General features: G+C 62.9%; 16 protein-coding genes. 13 read left to right on the top strand and 3 right to left on the bottom strand.

The window, feature by feature from the left end; all coding sequences use genetic code 11:
* Nucleotides 1–114: 114 nt before the first annotated feature.
* From AC0L2R_RS12475 to AC0L2R_RS12460, 4 genes are all read left to right on the top strand, one after another.
* Nucleotides 115–1,770, top strand: coding sequence for an ABC transporter substrate-binding protein (locus tag AC0L2R_RS12475; protein WP_473509208.1), 1,656 nt, complete (start codon nt 115–117; stop codon nt 1,768–1,770).
* A gap of 224 nt (nt 1,771–1,994) precedes the next feature.
* Nucleotides 1,995–3,029, top strand: a complete 1,035-nt coding sequence (locus AC0L2R_RS12470) for an ABC transporter permease (RefSeq protein WP_027153847.1) — start codon at nt 1,995–1,997, stop codon at nt 3,027–3,029.
* Between the two features lie 12 nt (nt 3,030–3,041).
* Nucleotides 3,042–4,199: an ABC transporter permease gene (locus AC0L2R_RS12465; protein WP_128167239.1), complete on the top strand. Its 1,158-nt coding sequence runs from the start codon at nt 3,042–3,044 to the stop codon at nt 4,197–4,199.
* Between the two features lie 51 nt (nt 4,200–4,250).
* Nucleotides 4,251–6,479 carry a dipeptide ABC transporter ATP-binding protein gene (locus AC0L2R_RS12460; RefSeq protein ID WP_128174264.1) on the top strand — a complete coding sequence of 743 codons (2,229 nt, stop codon included), beginning with the start codon at nt 4,251–4,253 and terminating at the stop codon, nt 6,477–6,479.
* 13 nt (nt 6,480–6,492) lie between these two features.
* Here the strand turns inward: AC0L2R_RS12460 and AC0L2R_RS12455 are convergent, their stop codons facing one another.
* A complete protein-coding gene (locus AC0L2R_RS12455) occupies nt 6,493–7,083 on the bottom strand; it encodes a transglycosylase SLT domain-containing protein (protein ID WP_473509206.1) in 591 nt (196 codons plus the stop codon).
* Between the two features lie 218 nt (nt 7,084–7,301).
* On the opposite strand from AC0L2R_RS12455, the gene AC0L2R_RS12450 reads away from it, so the two are divergent.
* Together AC0L2R_RS12450 and AC0L2R_RS12445 are read left to right on the top strand one after the other, a co-directional pair.
* Entirely contained in the window at nt 7,302–8,840 is a 1,539-nt protein-coding gene (locus AC0L2R_RS12450; RefSeq protein WP_473509204.1) for a trimethylamine methyltransferase family protein, read from the top strand.
* Nucleotides 8,841–9,061: 221 nt separating this feature from the next.
* Nucleotides 9,062–11,503 (top strand): GcvT family protein, encoded by a 2,442-nt coding sequence (locus AC0L2R_RS12445; RefSeq protein ID WP_473509203.1) that lies wholly within the window; start codon nt 9,062–9,064, stop codon nt 11,501–11,503.
* Between the two features lie 140 nt (nt 11,504–11,643).
* Here AC0L2R_RS12445 and AC0L2R_RS12440 read toward each other — a convergent pair whose 3' ends face one another.
* Nucleotides 11,644–12,420: a VOC family protein gene (locus AC0L2R_RS12440; protein ID WP_473509201.1), complete on the bottom strand. Its 777-nt coding sequence runs from the start codon at nt 12,418–12,420 to the stop codon at nt 11,644–11,646.
* 217 nt (nt 12,421–12,637) lie between these two features.
* Between AC0L2R_RS12440 and AC0L2R_RS12435 the strand changes: the two genes are divergently transcribed.
* The 5 genes from AC0L2R_RS12435 (at nt 12,638) to AC0L2R_RS12415 (ending at nt 17,097) form a co-directional block, all read left to right on the top strand.
* Complete coding sequence (locus tag AC0L2R_RS12435; RefSeq protein ID WP_473509199.1) at nt 12,638–14,002, top strand: NAD(P)-dependent oxidoreductase; 1,365 nt, start codon at nt 12,638–12,640, stop codon at nt 14,000–14,002.
* A gap of 2 nt (nt 14,003–14,004) precedes the next feature.
* The gene (gene preA / locus AC0L2R_RS12430; protein ID WP_091600279.1) at nt 14,005–15,318 is read left to right on the top strand and encodes an NAD-dependent dihydropyrimidine dehydrogenase subunit PreA; all 1,314 of its coding nucleotides are present in this window, start codon (nt 14,005–14,007) and stop codon (nt 15,316–15,318) included.
* A 348-nt stretch (nt 15,319–15,666) separates the two neighbouring features.
* Nucleotides 15,667–16,185 (top strand): RrF2 family transcriptional regulator, encoded by a 519-nt coding sequence (locus AC0L2R_RS12425; RefSeq protein ID WP_473509198.1) that lies wholly within the window; start codon nt 15,667–15,669, stop codon nt 16,183–16,185.
* Between the two features lie 11 nt (nt 16,186–16,196).
* Complete coding sequence (locus AC0L2R_RS12420; RefSeq protein WP_473509197.1) at nt 16,197–16,655, top strand: carboxymuconolactone decarboxylase family protein; 459 nt, start codon at nt 16,197–16,199, stop codon at nt 16,653–16,655.
* Nucleotides 16,656–16,719: 64 nt separating this feature from the next.
* Nucleotides 16,720–17,097 carry a DoxX family protein gene (locus AC0L2R_RS12415; protein WP_473509195.1) on the top strand — a complete coding sequence of 126 codons (378 nt, stop codon included), beginning with the start codon at nt 16,720–16,722 and terminating at the stop codon, nt 17,095–17,097.
* An 82-nt stretch (nt 17,098–17,179) separates the two neighbouring features.
* Here AC0L2R_RS12415 and AC0L2R_RS12410 read toward each other — a convergent pair whose 3' ends face one another.
* Nucleotides 17,180–17,809, bottom strand: a complete 630-nt coding sequence (locus AC0L2R_RS12410) for a TetR family transcriptional regulator C-terminal domain-containing protein (protein ID WP_287210897.1) — start codon at nt 17,807–17,809, stop codon at nt 17,180–17,182.
* Between the two features lie 254 nt (nt 17,810–18,063).
* On the opposite strand from AC0L2R_RS12410, the gene aptA reads away from it, so the two are divergent.
* Nucleotides 18,064–19,392, top strand: coding sequence for an omega-aminotransferase AptA (gene aptA, locus AC0L2R_RS12405; RefSeq protein ID WP_473509193.1), 1,329 nt, complete (start codon nt 18,064–18,066; stop codon nt 19,390–19,392).
* A 112-nt stretch (nt 19,393–19,504) separates the two neighbouring features.
* Nucleotides 19,505–19,948: an endonuclease domain-containing protein gene (locus AC0L2R_RS12400; RefSeq protein WP_473509191.1), complete on the top strand. Its 444-nt coding sequence runs from the start codon at nt 19,505–19,507 to the stop codon at nt 19,946–19,948.
* The last annotated feature ends 1 nt before the right edge of the window (nt 19,949 follow it).

Below are 19,949 nucleotides of genomic sequence, written 5' to 3'. Positions count from 1 at the left end.
GCTTCCCTTCCAAAGTTGCACATTCCTTGGCATGTTCCCAATCCGTGCCGTTTTTGACATCACGGCCCGGATGCGGAATGGTAAAAGGCAGAAAGCCAACAATGGGAGTTCTCGATGACAATCTACAAGAGTAATGGCGACCGCGTTCCGGATCACATCCATGCGATGGCCGAGGAAGCCAGGGCGGGACGTGTCGATCGCCGCGAGTTTCTCGCTTTGGCCAGTGTCTTCGGCGCGTCCACGGCGATGGCCTATGGCATGCTCGGTCTCGCCGACCCGACGCCGGCGAGAGCGCAGGACGTGCAGGGCAAGAAGGGCGGCATACTGAAGGTCGCTATGTGGATCAAGGATCCGAAGGATCCGCGCAAGGCAGACTGGTCGGAAATCGCCAATGCCGAGCGCCAGGCGCTCGAGCCGCTGGTCAAGTACACAAATGAATACACGTTCCGCCCCTACCTGCTCGAGAGCTGGGACGTCAACGACGACGCCACCGAATACACGCTGCATGTGCGCAAGGGCGTCACCTGGAACAACGGCGATCCGTTCACCGCCGACGATGTCATCTTCAACCTCAAGCGTTGGGGCGACAAGAAAGCCGAAGGCAATTCCATGCCCGGTCGCCTCGGCTCGCTGGTCAAGGACGACAAGCTGGATGAGAGCGCCGTCACCAAGGTCGACGATCACACGATCAAGCTGACGCTCAGCACGCCGGATATCGCGCTCATCCCCAACGTGTGCGACTATCCCGGTCTCGTCGTCCACAAGACCTTCGACGAAAAGGGCGGCGATTTCAAAGCCTGCCCGATCGGCACCGGCCCATTTGAACTGGTCTCCTACGATGTCGGCCAGAAAGTCGTCTACAAGCGCCGCGAAGACAACAAGTGGTGGGACGGCGAAGTCTTTCTCGACGGCATCGAGTTCATCGATTACGGCACCGATCCGGCGGCCACGGTCAGCGCCTTCGAATCCGGAGAGGTCCATACCAACTTCGAGACGTCGGCCGACTATGTGTCGATCCTCGACGGTGTCGACCTGGTCAAGTCCGAGGTCGTCACCGCTTCGACGATCGTCTGCCGCACCAATGTGACCAACAAGCCTTACGACGATCAGAAGGTCCGCAACGCCCTGCAGCTCGCGGTCGACAACGCTGTCGTGCTCCAGCTGGGCGGTGGCAATGCCGGCACTGTCGCCGAAAACCACCATGTCTCGCCGATCCATCCGGAATATTTCGAGCTGGCGAAGATTGCCCGCGATCCGGCCAAGGCGAAGGCGCTGATGGCGGAAGCCGGCCAGGCCGATTTCGAGCACGAGCTGATCACGGTCGACGAAGACTGGCACAAGAATACCGGCGATACGATCGCCGCGCAGATGCGCGACGCCGGCATCAAGGTCAAGCGTACGGTGCTGCCGGGTTCGACCTTCTGGAACGACTGGACCAAATACCCGCTGTCGATGACCAACTGGAACATGCGGCCGCTCGGCGTCCAGGTTCTGGCGATCGGCTATCGCACCGGTGAAGCCTGGAACGAGACGGGCTGGTCGAATCCCGAGTGGGATGCCAAGCTCAACGCGGCGCTCGCCGTTGCCGACCCCGCCAAGCGCAAGGAAATGATGAAGGACATCGAGCAGATCCTGCAGGATTCCGGCATCATCATCCAGCCTTACTGGCGCAAGCTCTACAGCCATTCGGTCGCTGCCGTTAAGAACTACGGCATGCATCCGACCTTCGAGCGCGACTACGGCAAGGTCTGGCTCGACGAGGAGGCCTGATCGGATCGATCGTGGAAGGGGCGGTTCGCCCCTTCCACCCACGCCTTGCATGATCCCACAACCGAAGGTCGGCGCAGCAAGAAAGCGCGGACTCTTCGGAGAGGGCGTGCAATAAGACAGGGTTGATCGCATTCTGAGGGTCCGTTTGACAGCCAGCTCTGCCGATCGCAGCTGAACTGGCTCCAAGCCGGCCTCAACCCCAACCAGACCGGCAGGGGACCGCCATGCTTTCTTTCATCCTTCGACGCCTCGGCACCATGGCATTGACGATGCTGTGCCTGACGATGGTCGTGTTCTTCCTGATCAATCTCGATCCCAATCTGAAAAAGCTGGCAATCAGCCAGACCGAAATGCACACCTCGGCCGAGCAGCTCGAAAGCTGGCTGGTCAACCATGGCTATCGCCAGAATTTCTTCTCCCGCTATGGCCAATGGCTGGGTATCGTGCCCAAACAGCCGGTCACAGACCCGGCAACGGGCAAACCGGCGCGACGTTTTTCCTTCTGCAACGATCCTGTCGAGCCGACATTTTCCGGCGTGCTGCAGGGTGACTTCGGCTGCTCGACCAAGTTCAAGACGACGGTCGCGTCGAAGCTATTCCCGGCGCTTGGTGCTACCGGAATCCTGATGTTCTGGGTGCTTGTGGTGATGGTGCCGATCTCGCTGCTGATCGGCATCCTCGCCGGCATGCGCGAAGGCTCGCGAACCGACCGGACCTTGTCGGTCGCCTCGATTGCCTCGACGGCGACGCCCGAATATGTGTCGGGCGTCATTTTCACCGTCATCTTCGCCTCATGGCTCGGCCTGCTGAACGGTTCGGCGGCTTCGGCCAGCCGCGGCATCACCTTCTACAATTTCACGCTGCCTGTGATGACGCTGGCGATCTATGGCATCGGCTATATCGCCCGCATGACCCGCGCCTCGATGGTCGAGGTGATGACGCAGCAATATATCCGCACCGCCCGGTTGAAGGGCCTCTCCTTCGGCAGCGTCGTGGTCAAGCACGCGCTGCGCAACGCGCTGATCGCGCCATTCACCGTCATCATGCTGCAATTTCCCTGGCTGCTCACCGGCGTCGTCATTGTCGAGGTGATGTTCCGCTACCAGGGGTTTGGCTACACGCTGGTCGAGGCGGCCGGCAACAACGATATCGATCTTTTGCTCGGCTGCTCCCTGGTCTCGGTGTTCATCGTCCTGATCACGCAGCTCATTTCCGATGTCGGCTACGCGTTTCTCAATCCGCGTATCAGAGTTCAATAGGGGATCGAGCGGATGCAGCTTGAATATATCGGCGCCTTCAATGTGGTGCTTGGCGTGCTTGCGCGTTTCTGGCCGGTCTGGATCGCTCTCGTCCTGGTGATGGGGGCGAGCTTCGCCTACAAGAAGAGGCTTGGCCTCTACGGTCAGCTCTTCGACAGCAGCGTCGGCATCGTCGGCGTCGGCATCTGCCTGTTCTGGCTGTTCACGGCGATCTTCGCGTCGACCGTCTCGCCCTTCAATCCGCTTGTCCAGATCCCGATCATGAAGGACGCGCTACCGGGCGCGGTCGAGCCGCAATCGGGACTTGTCTACCTGTTCGGCGGCGACAAGCTTGCCCGCGACGTGTTCAGCCGCATGGTCTACGGCAGCCAGATCGTGCTGATCATCGCGCCGGCGGCGACCGGGTTTGCGCTGATGGTCGGCATCACGCTCGGTCTGCCGGCCGGCTATTATGGCGGCAGGATCGATACGGTACTGTCATTCCTCGCCAATCTGGTGCTCGCCTTCCCGGTAATCCTGCTGTTCTACCTCCTGGTGACGCCGGGCATCATGGAGACACCTATCCCCTATGCGATGGCCGGCCTGTTCTTCATGTTCCCGATCATCTTCTTCAGCGTGCTGTTCTGGACGCGCTACAAGAAACGGCCCGACCGGCTTTACATCCTGCTGGGGCTGACGCTGATCGTTGGCGGCTGGGTCTATGCCGGCCTGGTCTTCGATGCCGATCCGTTCAGGATCATCCATATCGATCCCAACCAGCTCAACATCTTCGTGGCGGTGGTGTTCGCCTCCAGCCCCGGCGTGTTCCGCATCGTGCGCGGCCTGGTCATGGACATCAAAACGCGCGACTATGTGGCGGCGGCGCAGACGCGCGGTGAATCGCCCTGGTACATCATGCTGTGGGAGATACTTCCCAATGCGCGCGGGCCGCTGATCGTCGATGCCTGCCTGCGTATCGGCTACACCACGATCCTGCTCGGCACGCTCGGCTATTTCGGCCTGGGGCTGGCGCCCGAGAGCCCGGACTGGGGCACCGCGATCAAGGATGCCAGCCGGCTGCTGCGCTCCTTCATCCATCCGGCGCTGCCGCCGACGATCGCGCTGATGTCGTTCGTGCTGGGCCTTAATCTGTTGGCCGACTCGCTGCGTGAGCAATCGATGAAAGATTGATGGACGGGTTCTCGACCCGATATGCTGAAAGAACCAGGATTGGAGCGACCCATGAATGAGGCAGTTCGAAATCCCGCCAAGCCGACCAATGGGCCGACCAATGGGCCGATCATCGAGATCGAGAACCTGTCGATCTCCTTCTTCACCCGCAAGGGCGAGATACCGGCCGTCATGGATTTTTCGTGCACGGTCATGCCTGGCGAAGCGATGGGCATCGTCGGCGAATCCGGCTGCGGCAAGTCGACCGTGTCGCTCGGCATCATGCGCGATCTCTCCAACATCGGAAAGATCGTCGGCGGCCGGATAAAGTTCCAGGGCAAGGACATGGGCGAGCTGTCCGACGAGGAACTGCGCGCCATCCGCGGCAACAAGATCGCGATGATCTACCAGGAGCCGATGGCCAGCCTGAACCCGGCGATGAAGGTCGGCCAGCAACTGATGGAAGTGCCGCTGATCCACGACAAGGTGTCGAAGGAAGAGGCTTATCAACGCGCGCTGGAAATGGTGCGCTCGGTCAGGCTGCCCGATCCGGAGCGCATGATGCGCTCGTTTCCGCACCAGCTTTCCGGCGGCCAGCAACAGCGCATCGTCATCGCCATGGCGCTGCTGTCGAAGCCGGCGCTGCTCTTGCTCGACGAGCCGACGACGGCGCTCGACGTGACGGTCGAAGCCGGCATCGTCGACCTGGTCAAGGGGCTCGGCGAGAAGTTCGGCACCTCGATGATCTTCGTGTCGCACAATCTCGGCCTGATCCTGGAAACCTGCGACCGCATCACGGTGATGTATTCGGGCGAAGCGGTGGAGACCGGCAAGATCAAGGACGTCTTCGATCGGATGCGCCATCCCTACACGCAAGGCCTGTTCCGCTCGATCCCGCTGCCCGGCGCCGACAAGAATTCGCGGCCTCTGATCTCCATCCCGGGGCAATTGCCGCTGCCGCACGAGCGGCCGAAGGGCTGCAATTTCGGCCCCCGCTGCCACCATTTCGTCGAGGGCGTCTGCAACGCCGCCGAAATCCCGATGATCGCGGTCGACGGCCATGAAGGCCATTTTTCGCGCTGCGTGCGCTTCAACGAGATCGACTGGGAAGCGCTGCCGCCCGGCGCCAAGAAGGTCAACGAGCGCGTCGAGCCCGGCGCGCCGGTGCTCAAGATCGAGGATCTCAAAAAGTACTACAAGGTCGGCGGCAGCGAGGTGTTCGGCTCGAGCGAGGGCCGCGTCGTCAAGGCCAATGAGACGATCTCGTTCATGGCGCGCGAATCCGAGACCGTCGCCATCGTCGGCGAGTCCGGCTGCGGAAAGTCGACGCTGGCCAAGGTGCTGCTCGGGCTGGAGACGGCAAGCTCCGGCAGCGTGACGCTCGGCAACCAGCAGATCCAGTCGATCGGGGTCGAGAACCGCAGCGTCGAGACGGTGTCGTCGATCCAGATGGTGTTCCAGAATCCGTTCGACACGCTCAATCCCAGCCATACGGTCGGCTCGCAGATCATCCGCACTCTGGAAAAGTTCAATGTCGGCAACACCGTTGCCGACCGCCGCAAGCGCATGCTGGAGCTGCTCGACCTGGTGAAGCTGCCGCGGGCGTTCGAGACCCGCAAGCCGCGCCAGCTTTCAGGCGGCCAGAAGCAGCGCATCGGCGTGGCGCGGGCTTTTGCCGGCGATGCCAAGGTGGTGGTGGCCGACGAGCCGGTCTCGGCGCTCGACGTGTCGGTGCAGGCGGCGGTGACCGAGCTGTTGATGGACATCCAGCGCAAGAACAAGACGACGATGCTGTTCATCAGCCACGACCTGTCGGTGGTGCGCTACATCGCCGACCGCGTCGTCGTCATGTATCTCGGCTATATCGTCGAGCAGGGCACGACCGACCAGATCTTTTCGCCGCCCTATCATCCCTATACCGAGGCGCTGCTGTCGGCGATCCCGATCGCCGACACCAGCGTGATCAAGAAGCACATTGTGCTGGAGGGCGACATCCCGTCGGCGATGAACCCGCCAACCGGCTGCCCGTTCCAGACCCGCTGCGGCTACAAGAAGCTGGTGCCGGACAACCTTTGCGAGACGCAGGTGCCGCCGGTCAAGCATCTCGGCGACGGTCATATGAGCCTGTGCTGGCTTGCCGACGACGTGCTGGCGAAAATGGAGCCGGTGATCAAGTTCGACAAGGAGCATGCCGCGAATGAAGGCGTGCCCGACGACGCGCCGCAGGGCATCGGTCCGGGCTTTGCCGGCGCTCCGCCGCAGCGTCCGCACGGCAAGAGGCCGAAGCTCACGGACGATTAGATCCGTGGCGCCATCAAGGCGCGCATTGGCGTAGCTGCGCGGCGTAGTCCCGAGCCATCTGCTCGGTGGCCCGCGCATAGCGCTGCACGCCGGCATCGCCGCGGTTGCCGCGGCCATAGGCCGTCCAGCCGAGATAATAGGCCAGATAGAGATTGTAGGTGTCGTTGCGGGCGACGCCGAGCGTGTCTGATGTCTTGGAATGATACCAGCCGACGAAATCGACGGCATCGGCGAAGCTGGTGCGGCGCGCCGCCCAACTGCCGGTCTCGCTCTGATATTGCGCCCAGGTGCCGTCGAGCGCCTGCGAGAAGCCGGTGGCGCTGGAGGCACGTTTCCAGGGAATGAAGCCGAGCAGCTTCTTGCGCGGCGGCCTGGCGTTGCTTTTGAAGCCGGATTCCTTGCGCACCGTCGCCATCAGCACGGGAACCGGCACGCCGTGCTTCTGTTCGGCGCGTTCGGCCGCCGCCTGCCAGTTGTCGAACCAGCCGTCATTCTGGTCGAAGACAGCGCAGACATTGTTGATATGGCTCGGCGGCGTCGCGCAGGCCGACAGCGCCAGCAGCACGGTAACGGCTACAATTTTACGAAAACTCGACCGACCCATCGCAAGAGGATTAGGCCGAAAACATAAAAGGAATCTTGCAGCGTTCCTTAACGGCTGATCGGCCGCTTTGGCCGCGACACAGCGAGGATAGATATTCCGACGTTTTCCGTCGCTTTTGTCGGCACGAAAATACCAAAATGCCGCCTTGGCTAAAATCGCGCCCGCAGGTGGCGGATTTCTGACAGCCCGATCGTCGTGCCGGCGCTTTGATGCGCCGCATGACCGAACCGAGACGCAAGCGCGGCGCCGAGCGAACCAGCAACAGGGGACCGGCCGCCATCCCGCAACTGCCGTTGCGCCGCGTGACAAATCCCTATCCGCCGATGGCGATGCTCTCGGCCGACCAGATCGAGGCGATCCACCAGGCGTCGATGCACATTCTGGAGAATTTCGGCATCGAGGTGATGAGCCCGCGGGCGCTTTCGCTGTTCGAGAAGGCCGGCGCCAAGGTCGATCATGCGTCGATGACTGTCCGCATCGACCGCGGCATGGTCGACGAGGCACTGAAGATGACGCGGTCCAGCTATACGCTGGCGCCGCGCAACCCGGCCCACACAGTCCATCTCGGCGGCAACACCATCAATTTTACGCTCGTCGCCGGACCGCCGAACGTGCATGACATGGAACGCGGCCGGCGCGCCGGCAATTTGCGCGACTATTGCGATCTCACCCGGCTGGCGCAGCATTTCAACTGCATCCACATGCTCGGCAATCAGGTCTGCGCACCGGTGGAACTGCCGGCCAATTCACGCCACCTCGATACCTATTTCGCCAATCTGACGCTGACCGACAAGAGTTTTCACGTCTCGGCGATCGGCCGCGGCAGGGCGCTGGACGGCATCGAAATGATGGCGATTTCGCGGGGCTTGAGCCTCGACCAGATGCGCGACGATCCCGGCGTCACCACCATCATCTCGGTCAACTCGCCGCGCCGCTTCGACGAGATGATGGCCGAAGGGCTGATGACCATGGCCGAGTTCGGCCAGTCGGTTGCGGTGACGCCGTTCACGCTGATGGGGGCGATGAGCCCGGTGACGCTTGCCGGCGCGCTGGCGCAACAGAACGCCGAGGCGCTGTTCGGCGTGGTCTTGACGCAGCTTGTCCGCCCTGGCGCCCCGGTCATGTATGGCGCCTTCACCTCCAATGTCGACATGAAGTCCGGTGCGCCGGCCTTTGGCACGCCAGAGAACACCAAGGCCAACATCGCCTCCGGGCAATTGGCGCGGCGCTATGGACTGCCCTACCGGACGACGCCGGGCTCGGCCTCCAACGCCGCCGACGCGCAAGGCGCCTACGAGACGCTGATGGCGCTGTGGGGCGCGGTGCTCGGCCACGGCAATCTCGTCTACCACGCAGCCGGCTGGCAGGAGGGCGGGCTGACTGCATCGTTCGAAAAGTTCATCATCGACGTCGAGATGATCCAGCACATGATGGAGTTTTTGCGCCCGATCGAAGTCAACGAGGCGGAACTCGCCGTCGAGGCGCTGGGTGCGGTGCCGACCGGTGGCCATTTCTTCGGCGAGCCGCACACGCTGGAGCGCTATGCAACCGCCTTCTACCAGCCGATGCTCTCGAATTGGCAGAACTACGAGGCCTGGCAGGAGGCCGGCGGGCTAGACGCCACGGCGCGGGCGACGCGGCTGTGGAAGAAAGCGCTGGAGGATCATGTCGATCCGGCGATGGATATTGCCGTGCGCGAGGCGCTGGAGGCGTATGTGGCCAGGCGCAAGGAAGCGATCGGGCAGGGCGAGCCGTGAAAGCTGGTGATCCGTCCAACACCCCTCATCCGTCTTGGCGCTTCGCGCCAATCCACCTTCTCCCACAAGGGGAGAAGGGAGAGCGCCCGACCTTCTCCCCATGTGGGAGAAGGTGGCCGAGCGAAGCTCGGTCGGATGAGGGGTGTTGGACGGATCGCGACGTCATTCCGGTTTCCTCCCGCCCCGATTCATCTCACCCCCTGAAATAACGAGAAAAACTCATGAAATCGCATGCGAAGGTCGTGGTCATTGGCGGAGGCGTTGTCGGCTGTTCGGTGCTGTTCCATCTCGCCCGTCACGGCTGGACCGACATTGTGCTTCTGGAGCGCGACGAGCTGACTTCCGGCTCGACCTGGCACGCGGCCGGCGGCATGCACACGATCAATGGCGATCCCAACGTCGCCAAGTTGCAGAAATACACGATCTCGCTCTACAAGGAGATCGAGGAGCTGTCCGGCCAGGCGACCGGCGTGCATCTGACCGGTGGCGTGCTTTTGGCGGCGACCGAGGCGCGGCTCGACTGGCTGCGCGGCGTTGTCGCCAAGGGCCGCTATCTCGGCATCGACCTCGAGGAGATCTCGCCTGATGAGGCGGCCGAGTTGATGCCGCTGCTCGACCCGAAACAGTTCGTCGGCGCGGTGCGCAACAAGGAGGACGGTCATCTCGACCCGTCCGGCGTCACCCACGCCTATGCCAAGGCTGCCAGAAAACTTGGCGCCGAGGTCGAGCGCTTCACCAAGGTCGAGGATATCGTGCGCCGCGCCGACGGGTTGTGGCGGATCATCACCAACAAGGGCGAGGTGGTGGCCGAGCATGTCGTCAACGCCGCCGGCCTGTGGGCGCGCGAGGTCGGCCGCATGGTGGGCCTCGAACTGCCGGTGCTGGCCATGGAGCACATGTACCTGATCACCGAGGACATGCCGGAGGTCGCCGCCTGGAACCAGAAGACCGGCACGGAGATCATCCACGCGGTCGATTTCGACGGCGAGCTCTATCTGCGCCAGGAGCGCGGCGGCATGCTGATGGGCACCTATGAGAAGGCCAACAAGCCATGGTCCGAGCTCCAGACACCGTGGAATTTCGGCCACGAGCTTCTCGAGCCCGACATCGACCGTATCGCGCCGTCATTGGAAGTCGGGTTTCGGCATTTCCCGGCCTTCCAGAACACCGGCATCAAGCAGATCATCAACGGCCCCTTCACCTTCGCGCCCGACGGCAACCCGTTGGTCGGGCCGGTGCGCGGCCTGCCTGGCTTCTGGGTCGCCTGCGGCGTCATGGCCGGCTTTTCGCAGGGCGGCGGTGTTGGCCTGGCGCTGTCGAACTGGATGATCGAGGGCGATCCCGGCGCCGACATCTGGGCGATGGACGTCTCTCGCTACGGCGACTGGGCAACGATGGCCTACACCAACGCCAAGGTGCGCGAGAATTATTCGCGGCGTTTTTCCATCCGCTTCCCCAATGAGGAATTGCCTGCCGGGCGGCCGCTCAAGACCACGCCGGTCTACGACCTCTTGTCGGCGAAGGGCGCGCAGTGGGGCGTGGCCTATGGGCTGGAAGTGCCGCTGTGGTATGCGCCCGAAGGCGTCAGGGACGAGTTCTCGTGGCGGCGCTCGAGCGATTTCGAGCATGTCGCAAAAGAGGTGAGGACGGTGCGGACAAGTGTCGGCCTGTCGGAAATCTCGTCCTTCGCCAAATACAGGGTGACGGGCGCGGGCGCGGCGGCCTGGCTCGACCGCCTGCTTGCCTGCAAGCTGCCAAAGCCCGGCCGCATGACGCTGGCGCCGATGCTGAAGCAAGACGGCAGGCTGATCGGCGACTTTTCGCTGGCCAATCTCGGCAGCGGCAATTCCAGCGGGGAGGGCTGGTTCCTCGCCGGTTCCGGCATTGCCGAGCAGTATCACATGCGCTGGTTCGAGGCGCATCTGCCGCAAGACAGCTCGGTCCATATCGAGGCGCTGGGGGCGAGACTGACGGGCCTGTCGATTGCCGGTCCGAGGGCGCGGGACGTGCTGGCAAAAGTCACGCGGGCGGATGTGTCGAATGCGGCGTTCCCGTTCATGGCGACGGCCAGGATGGATATCGGCATGGCGCCGTGCCTGGTCGGCCGCGTCAGCTACACCGGCGACCTCGGCTACGAGATCTGGGTGGCGCCGGAATATCAGCGTGCCGCGTACCAGACCCTGATGGCGGCCGGCGAAGACTTCGGCATCGGCCTGTTCGGCGCGCGCGCGCTCAACGCGCTGCGGCTGGAGAAGAATTACGGCTCGTGGGCGCGCGAATACCGGCCGATCTACGGACCGCTGGAGGCGGGGCTCGACCGTTTCGTCGCCTACGGGAAAGAAACCGATTTCATCGGCAAGCAGGCGGCACTGGCCGAGCGCCAGCAAGGCGGCAAGCTGCGGCTGCGCGCCTTTGTCGTCGATGCGGCCGACGCCGACGTCATCGGTGACGAGCCGATCTGGTTCGACGGCGCGGTGCGCGGCTGGGTCACGTCAGGCGGCTACGCACATCATTCGAAGACGTCAGTGGCGATGGGCTATGTGCTGAAGGAGATCGCCGACGAGGCCGATGGTTTCGAGGTCGAGCTCTTGGGCAAGCGCTACACCGCACGGGTGCAGCCGACGCCGCTGTTCGACGCGAATCTCGAGCGGATGCGAGGGTGATGGCGCCGCTAGGTGGAGGCTATCCAAAATGCGCGGGGTCGGCGGGACAGCGCCCCCCTCTGTCCTGCCGGACAGAGGGGGGCGCGAAGGATCGCCCACTTCGACAAGCATGACGCCAAATAGCGTGACGCCTGACCCAGCTACCGCACCGGTGCCGTCAGCGCGAAATGAGCACCCTGTGGGTCCGTGCACATCACGATCCAGCCGCCGCCGGGAACCTCCATCGGTCCCATCAGGATCGTGCCGCCATTATCGGTGACACGCTTGGCCGCCGCGTCGATTGCGGGGACATTGAAATAGAACTGCCAGACCGGCACCGGAACCTGCTCGGGCTTGTTCATCATGCCGCCGACAGGTTCGCCGCCGGCGGCAAACAGCTGGTAGGTGCCCATCGGCCCCATATCCATGGCGTCGCCCTTGGTCCAGCCGAATTGCCCGGCATAGAAATCGAACGCCGCGCGCCAGTCGGTCGTATAGAGTTCATGCCAGCCGATATTGCCGGGAGTAGTAGCCGGCAACGGCGGCTGGTCAGGGCCGTCAGGCTGCAGGAAGTTGAACACCGCGCCTTGCGGATCGGCGACGACGGCAAAGCGGCCGACGCCCGGAATGTCATCGGGTTCGCGGTGAACCGCACCGCCGGCCCCCTTCAGCGATTTCGTCGAAGCATCGACATCCCCGGTATGGATGTAACCGACCCAGGCTGGCGGCATGCCCGTCTTGCGCACTTCGTCCGGCTGCGTCATCAGCCCGGCAACGCCGCGCTCGCCGACATTCATCACGACATAGCGCGGCATGCCGGGCGCGCCGTCGAAGGGCTGCGCCTTCCAGCCCACCACGTCGGTGTAGAACGCTTCGGCGGCGTCGAGATCGGTGGTCATCAGCTCGTACCAGAAGAAGGACGTCGGGGAGTTTGGCATTGTCGTGCTCCTTGGGTTTCCAGTCATCGATCATGCGTGATCCATCTAGGACGATCTTCGCGACGGAATTCCGACAGCCAAGGCCAATATAGAAAACATGAGTATTGATATCATGTTTTGTCATGGCTTTTCAGCGGCTTGCGTCGAAAATTGACCAATTGATAAAAAAACAAAACGTGCTAGCCTTCCGCAAAACAACAAGGAATGGGGAAGCGGAATGGCGACTGGTCATTTCAAGCAGGGCATTGCCGGCGGGCGGCTTTCGCCCGAGCAATATGCCGATAATTTTTCCGACCTGCATCCGCCGCTCGATCATCATGAGGCGCTGGTCGAGTCCGATCGCTGCTATTTCTGCTACGATGCGCCGTGCATGAACGCATGCCCGACCTCGATCGACATCCCGCTGTTCATCCGCCAGATCTCGACCGGCAATCCGATCGGCTCGGCCAGGACGATTTTCGACCAGAACATTTTGGGCGGCATGTGCGCCCGCGTCTGCCCGACCGAGACGCTGTGCGAAGAGGTCTGCGTGCGCGAAGTGGCTGAAGGCAAGCCGGTGCAGATCGGCCGCCTGCAGCGTTATGCCACCGATGTCGCGATGGCTGAGAACAAGCAGTTTTACCCGCGCGCCGCTCCGACCGGCAAGACGATCGCCGTGGTCGGCGCTGGACCGGCCGGGCTTGCCGCCGCCCATCGGCTTGCCCGCCATGGACATGAGGTCACCATCCTCGAGGCGCGCCCGAAAGCCGGCGGTCTCAATGAATACGGCATCGCCGCTTACAAGAGCATCGACAATTTTGCCCAGGCCGAGGTCGACTATGTCATTTCGATCGGCGGCATCGACATCCAGAACGGCAAGGCGCTTGGCCGCGATTACCAGCTGTCGGACCTGACCAGGAATTACGATGCAGTGTTCCTCGGCATGGGGCTTGGCGGCGTCAACGCGCTGCGCGCCGACGGCGAGGACGCGCAAGGCGTCACCAATGCGGTGGAGTTCATTGCCGAGCTTCGCCAGGCCAGCGATCTTACCAGCCTGCCGGTCGGCCGGCGCGTCGTCGTCATCGGCGGCGGCATGACGGCGATTGACGCGGCGGTGCAATCAAAGCTGCTCGGCGCCGAAGAGGTGACGATCTGCTACCGGCGCGGCCAGGAGCACATGAACGCCTCGGAATTCGAGCAGGACCTGGCCGCAGCCAACGGCGTCATCATCCGTCACTGGCTGCAGCCGAAGCGGGTCATTGCCGAAGGCGGCAAGGTCTCGGGCATCGAGCTTGAATATACGGCGATGGATGGCGAGAAACTCGTCGGCACCGGCGAGCGGCTGACGCTCACCGCCGACCAGGTGTTCAAGGCGATCGGCCAGAGCTTTGTCCCGGCTGCGCTCAACGGCAGCGGCGCCTTGCTGGCGCTGGAAGCCGGCCGCATCAAGGTCGACGCCGAAGGCCGCACCTCGCTGCCAAACGTCTGGGCCGGCGGCGACTGCATCTATGGCGGCGACGACCTCACCGTCTCGGCAGTCGCGCAGGGGCGCGACGCGGCCGAATCGATCCACCGGGCACTGACCTCGAACGGGAGGGCATGAGCATGGCAGATATCAGAAACAATTTCGTCGGCATCAAATCGCCGAATCCGTTCTGGCTGGCCTCGGCGCCGCCGACCGACAAGGCCTACAATGTCATCCGCGCCTTTAGGGCGGGCTGGGGCGGCGTTGTCTGGAAGACGCTCGGCGAAGAGGGGCCGCCGGTGGTCAATGTCAACGGCCCGCGCTATGGCGCGATCTGGGGCGCCGATCGCCGCCTGCTCGGCTTGAACAACATCGAGCTGATCACCGACCGCGACTTGCAGACCAATCTGCGCGAGATCAAGCAGGTCAAGATGGACTGGCCCGACCGCGCCATCGTCGTCTCGCTGATGGTGCCTTGCGAGGAACATGCGTGGAAGGCGATCCTGCCGGTGGTCGAGGAGACCGGGGCCGACGGCATCGAGCTCAATTTCGGCTGCCCGCACGGCATGTCGGAACGCGGCATGGGTGCCGCCGTCGGCCAGGTGCCGGAATACATCGAAATGGTGGTGCGCTGGTGCAAGGCCAACACCCGCATGCCTGTCATCACCAAGCTGACACCGAACATCACCGATATACGCAAGCCGGCGCGTGCCGCCCATGCCGGCGGCACCGACGCGGTGTCGCTGATCAACACCATCAATTCGATCACCGGCGTCAATCTCGACAGTTTCGCACCGGAGCCGACGATTGACGGCAAGGGCTCGCATGGCGGCTATTGCGGCCCGGCGGTGAAGCCGATCGCCATGAACATGGTCGCCGAGATCGCCCGCGATCCGGAAACCCACGGCCTGCCGATCTCAGGCATCGGCGGCATCACCACCTGGCGCGACGCTGCCGAATTCATGGCGCTCGGCGCCGGCAATGTGCAGGTGTGCACGGCGGCGATGACCTATGGCTTCAAGATCGTGCAGGAGATGATCGCCGGTCTCGAAAACTGGATGGACGAGAAGGGCCATGCCTCGCTCGACGATATCGTCGGCCGCGCCACGCCCAACGTCACCGACTGGCAATATCTCAACCTCAATTACGTCGCCAAGGCGCATATCGACCAGGAGGCCTGCATCAAATGCGGCCGCTGCCACATCGCCTGCGAGGACACCTCGCACCAGGCGATCACCAGCATGGTGGACGGCAAGCGGCATTTCGAGGTGATCGAGGCCGAATGCGTCGGCTGCAACCTGTGCGTCAATGTCTGTCCGGTCGAGAACTGTATCACCATGGAACCGCTGGCGGCCGGCGTCATCGACCAGCGCACCGGCAGACCGGTATCGCCGGTCTACGCCAACTGGACGACGCATCCAAACAACCCGATGGCCAAGGTGGCGGCGGAGTAAGTTTGGTCGAAGCGCCAGATCGGTTTCGTCCGGTTGAATTGTCGAGGTTGGCGCTGCCCCTCATCCACCTGCGTCCCCCTTCTCCCCGTGTAGTGACGGGGAGAAGGGGGATTGCCGCAACCTCGCCGCCCTTTTTGCACCGCCGATAATTGGCGAAAATCATCGGTGATAGCGTCTTTCTCCCCGTCACTATACGGGGAGAAATGCCCGGCAGGGCAATGAGGGGCGGCGCCATCGATCGTATAAAATCGCCGGCAGCGCAGCCATCCAGAGTGGAGACTCTTAATTTCCTATTGCGGATAAAAATTATCCACGATAAGATACATCCATGAATTTGGACTCAAAAAAATGAAGCTGGGCGAGGGCGTCGAAGCGGCCATCCACTGCGCCGCCATGCTTGCCGGAGTGGAAGGCGCCGCGACCATGCCGGGTGCTGCCATGGCGGAAGCGTTCGGCCTGTCGCAAAGCTATCTGCTCAAGCATCTCAACGCGCTGACGGCGTCGGGCATCCTGGAATCGGTGCCCGGGCCATCGGGCGGTTACCGGCTGGCGCGGCCGGCGGAGCGCATAACGCTGCTCGACATCGTGCTCGCCGTCGAAGGACGCGAACCGGCCTTCCGCTGCGGCGAAATCCGTCAGCGCGGGCCGGCCAGGCTCGATGCTTCGGCCTATGTCAAACCTTGCGGCATCAGCGTCGCGATGCTGAAGGCCGAGCGCGCCTATCGCGCCGCTCTTGCCGAGGCCCGGCTGTCCGACATCGTTGCGGAATACGTGAGCGATGCCGATCCCCGTTCAGTCGCCGCCAACTGCGCCTTTGTCGAGCGTAATCAACGACCGCAGAAATCCAGTTCAACCAAGCAAGCGTGAAGGGAAAGAGAATGAAGCAGAGGCTGCAATTCTTCGGCGCGGCGCCGGAAATCATGAAAGCGGTATCGGCGCTCAGCAAGGCGGTCGACGAGTGCGGGCTCGAGGCAAGCCTGCTGCATCTGATCAAGCTGCGGGCGTCGCAGATCAATGGCTGTTCCTATTGCGTCGAGATGCATAGCCGCGAGGCGCGTCACGACGGCGAGACCGAACAGCGGCTCTATCTCGTCTCCGCCTGGAAGGAATCGCCGCTGTTTTCCGAGCGCGAACGCGCCGCCTTCGCCTGGACCGAAATGGTGACGAAGATCGCCGACAGCGGCGTGCCGGATGATCTCTACGCTCGCACGCTCGAACACTTCTCGGAAGAGGAACTGGTCAAGCTGTCCGTCGCGATCGGCATGATCAACACCTGGAACCGGCTCTGCGTTCCCTTCCACGCCATTCATCCGGCAGCGGCAGCCAAGGCCGCCTGAGGGGGCGAAACTGGAATGCGCGGCCTTAACGCCGTGCGTCTCTTTTTGCTTTGGGATCAAGACCATGTTGTTGAATTTTGAGAATGAGATTCTGTTTGCCGCACGCCTGCTGCTTGGCGGCGCCTTTGTCTTTGCCGGCCTGCGCAACATCCAGAATGCAGGCTTCCTGACCCAGGTGATGACGACGCGAGGCGTGCCGCAGGCGCGGCTGATGCTGTGGTTGGGGATCGTCCTGCAAATCGTATCCGGAGCGCTGGTGATATCAGGTATCTGGACCGCTGCCGCGGCTCTGTGCCTGGTGCTGTTCCTGATGGTGGCCACGCCGATGTTCCACAATTTCTGGGATCATCAGGGGCCCGAGCGCGCGTCGCGCATCAACGGCTTTGTCGGCAACGTGGCGCTGACTGGAGGTTTCCTGGCGCTGGCGGCGCAGCCGCTTTGACGGTTCGGTGGCCGCCTCGCGGAGGCAGCCGCCGCAGCCTCTGGCAAACGGTCTCAACCCGTCAAACTATATTGCTGAAGCGTCAGCCCTTCGGCTTCAGCCCGTCGATGAACAATTGCTCTAAAAACCTTGCAGCGTCCTCGAAGCGGCCGTCGCCGCCGCGGTCGGGACCGAGCACGGCGCGGACCTGAACGTCGAAATCGGCATAGTGCTGCGTCGTCGCCCAGATCGAGAAGATCAGGTGCCAGGGGTCGGTGGGCGCGATCTTGCCGGCGCGCATCCAGCCCTTGATGACGGCGGCCTTCTCGTCGACCAGCGTCTTCAGCTCGCCTTCCAGCATCGGCATGATGCGCGGCGCGCCCTGCAGGATCTCGTTGGCGAACAGGCGGCTTTCCCTGGGGAAATCGCGCGCCATTTCGAGCTTGCGCCTGATATAGCTGCGCAATTCGGTCAAGGGATCGCCGATGTCGTCGAGTTCGCGCAGCGGCGCCAGCCAGGTGTCGAGAAGCCGCTGCATCAGCGTCTCGTGGATATCCTCCTTGCGGCGGAAATAGTAGAGCAGGTTCGGCTTCGACATGCCGGCGGCTTCGGCGATCTGGTCGATGGTCGAACCGCGAAAGCCGCTGGTCGAGAACACCTCGAGCGCCGCCTCCAGGATCAGCTCGCGCTTTTCCTGCTGGATGCGGGTGCGGCGAGGGGCCGGAATTTCCATGTCGGCCGTCACCGCGGCATACCATGGCTTGGAGAGCCATCTGGACCAATTTTCTGGACCAGTTTTTCTCCGGCCTGTGGAGCGCGCCTCAGCTGCCGCATTTCCGCTAGTAATCCCTTGACCGCCGACAGGGCGGTGCTAACGTTTGTCCAATCGGTCAAAATTTGCGTAGCACGAAAACGCAGCAGAGACCAAGTGTCGGGAAGACCAAGCGTTAGCCGCACCGAAACAGGTTACAAGGGGAAGTCTTGGTCATGTCCAACCGGCTGAAAGTCACGCCGAACGATCTCAGCGCATTCTGGATGCCGTTCACGGCAAACCGGCAGTTCAAGCAGGCGCCGCGCATGATGGTGTCCGCCAAGGACATGCATTACACGACGAGCGACGGTCGCACGGTTTTAGACGGCACTGCTGGCCTGTGGTGCGTCAATGCCGGCCACTGCCGGCCGAAGATCACCGAGGCGATCCAGAGCCAGGCCGCCGAGCTCGACTATGCGCCGGCGTTCCAGATGGGTCACCCGATCGTCTTCGAATTGGCGAACCGTTTGGTCGACTTGGCGCCGCAGGGCATGGACCACGTGTTCTTCACCAATTCCGGATCGGAATCGGTCGAGACCGCGCTGAAGATGGCGATCGCCTATCACCGCGCCAGAGGCGAGGGCTCGCGCACCCGCCTGATCGGCCGCGAGCGCGGCTATCACGGCGTCAATTTCGGCGGCATCTCGGTCGGCGGCATCGTCACCAACCGCAAGATGTTCGGCACGCTGCTCGGCGGCGTCGACCACATGCCGCACACCCACCTGCCCGAGAAGAATTCGTTCACCAAGGGCGTGCCCGAGCATGGCGCGGAACTGGCCAACGAGTTGGAGCGCATCGTCGCGCTGCACGACGCCTCGACCATCGCTGCCGTCATCGTCGAGCCGGTGGCGGGTTCCACCGGCGTCATCCTGCCGCCGAAGGGCTATCTCGAGAGGCTGCGCGAGATTTGCACCAAGCACGGCATCCTTTTGATCTTCGACGAGGTCATCACCGGCTTCGGCCGTCTCGGCACGCCGTTTGCCGCCGACTATTTCGGCGTCACGCCCGACATCATGACCACCGCCAAGGGCGTCTCCAACGGCGTCATCCCGATGGGCGCGGTGTTCGTCAAGAAGGAAATCCACGACGCCTTCATGACCGGCCCCGAGCATATGATCGAGTTCTTCCACGGCTACACCTATTCGGGCAATCCGATCGCTTGTGCGGCGGCGCTCGGCACGCTCGATACCTATAAGGAAGAGGGCCTGCTGACCCGCGGCCAGGAACTGGCGCCGTATTGGGAAGACGCGCTGCATTCGCTGAAGGGCGAGCCGAACGTCATCGACATCAGGAACATCGGCCTGATCGGCGCGATCGAGCTGGCGCCCATCCCCGGCAGTCCGACCAAGCGTGCCTTCTCGGCTTTTGTGAAAGCGTTCGAGCGCGGCGCGCTGATCCGCACCACCGGCGACATCATCGCGCTGTCGCCGCCGCTGATCATCACCAAGGGCCAGATCAACGAATTGATCGACCATGTGCGAGAAGTGCTGAGGGGGGTGGATTGAGAAACGCAACGCGACTTTCCCTCCCCCTTGAGGGGAGGGTGGCCGCGAAGCGGTCGGGTGGGGTCGGTGGCGACGCGCGCCAACCTGATCTCTTGCTGCGAGGACGCTTCTGATGCCCCGTGCCCGCGTGAGCTTCGAAATGCGTCAAAAGGCGCGGGCGCTTCGAGTTCATGCAACCAAGGGCGAATGTTTGCTTTGGTATGAACTGCGCGAGCTGAAATCGGCCGGCATCAAGTTCCGCCGTCAGTGCCCAATCGGGCCTTACATCGTCGACTTCGCTTGCCTCGCGGTAAAGCTGGTCGTGGAAGTCGATGGCGATCTGCACGAGCAGGAACGAGGCAAGCGGCACGATGCTGTCCGTGATGCCTATTTGCGATCGCTCGGGTTCGATGTCTTTCGCGTTGATGAGCCTGATGTCATAAACAGTGCATGGCATGTTGCGCAGGTGGTGAAGGAGAAGGTCGCGCGCATGTTCGGCGACCCCACCCGACCGCTTCGCGGCCACCCTCCCCTCAAGGGGGAGGGGAACGCCGGCGCGCTTCGCCACAATCGATGAG

Source organism: Mesorhizobium sp. WSM4820 (assembly GCF_055811075.1).
The sequence above is the reverse complement of the archived record's forward strand: the minus strand, read 5'-3'. Positions and strand labels throughout refer to the sequence as shown.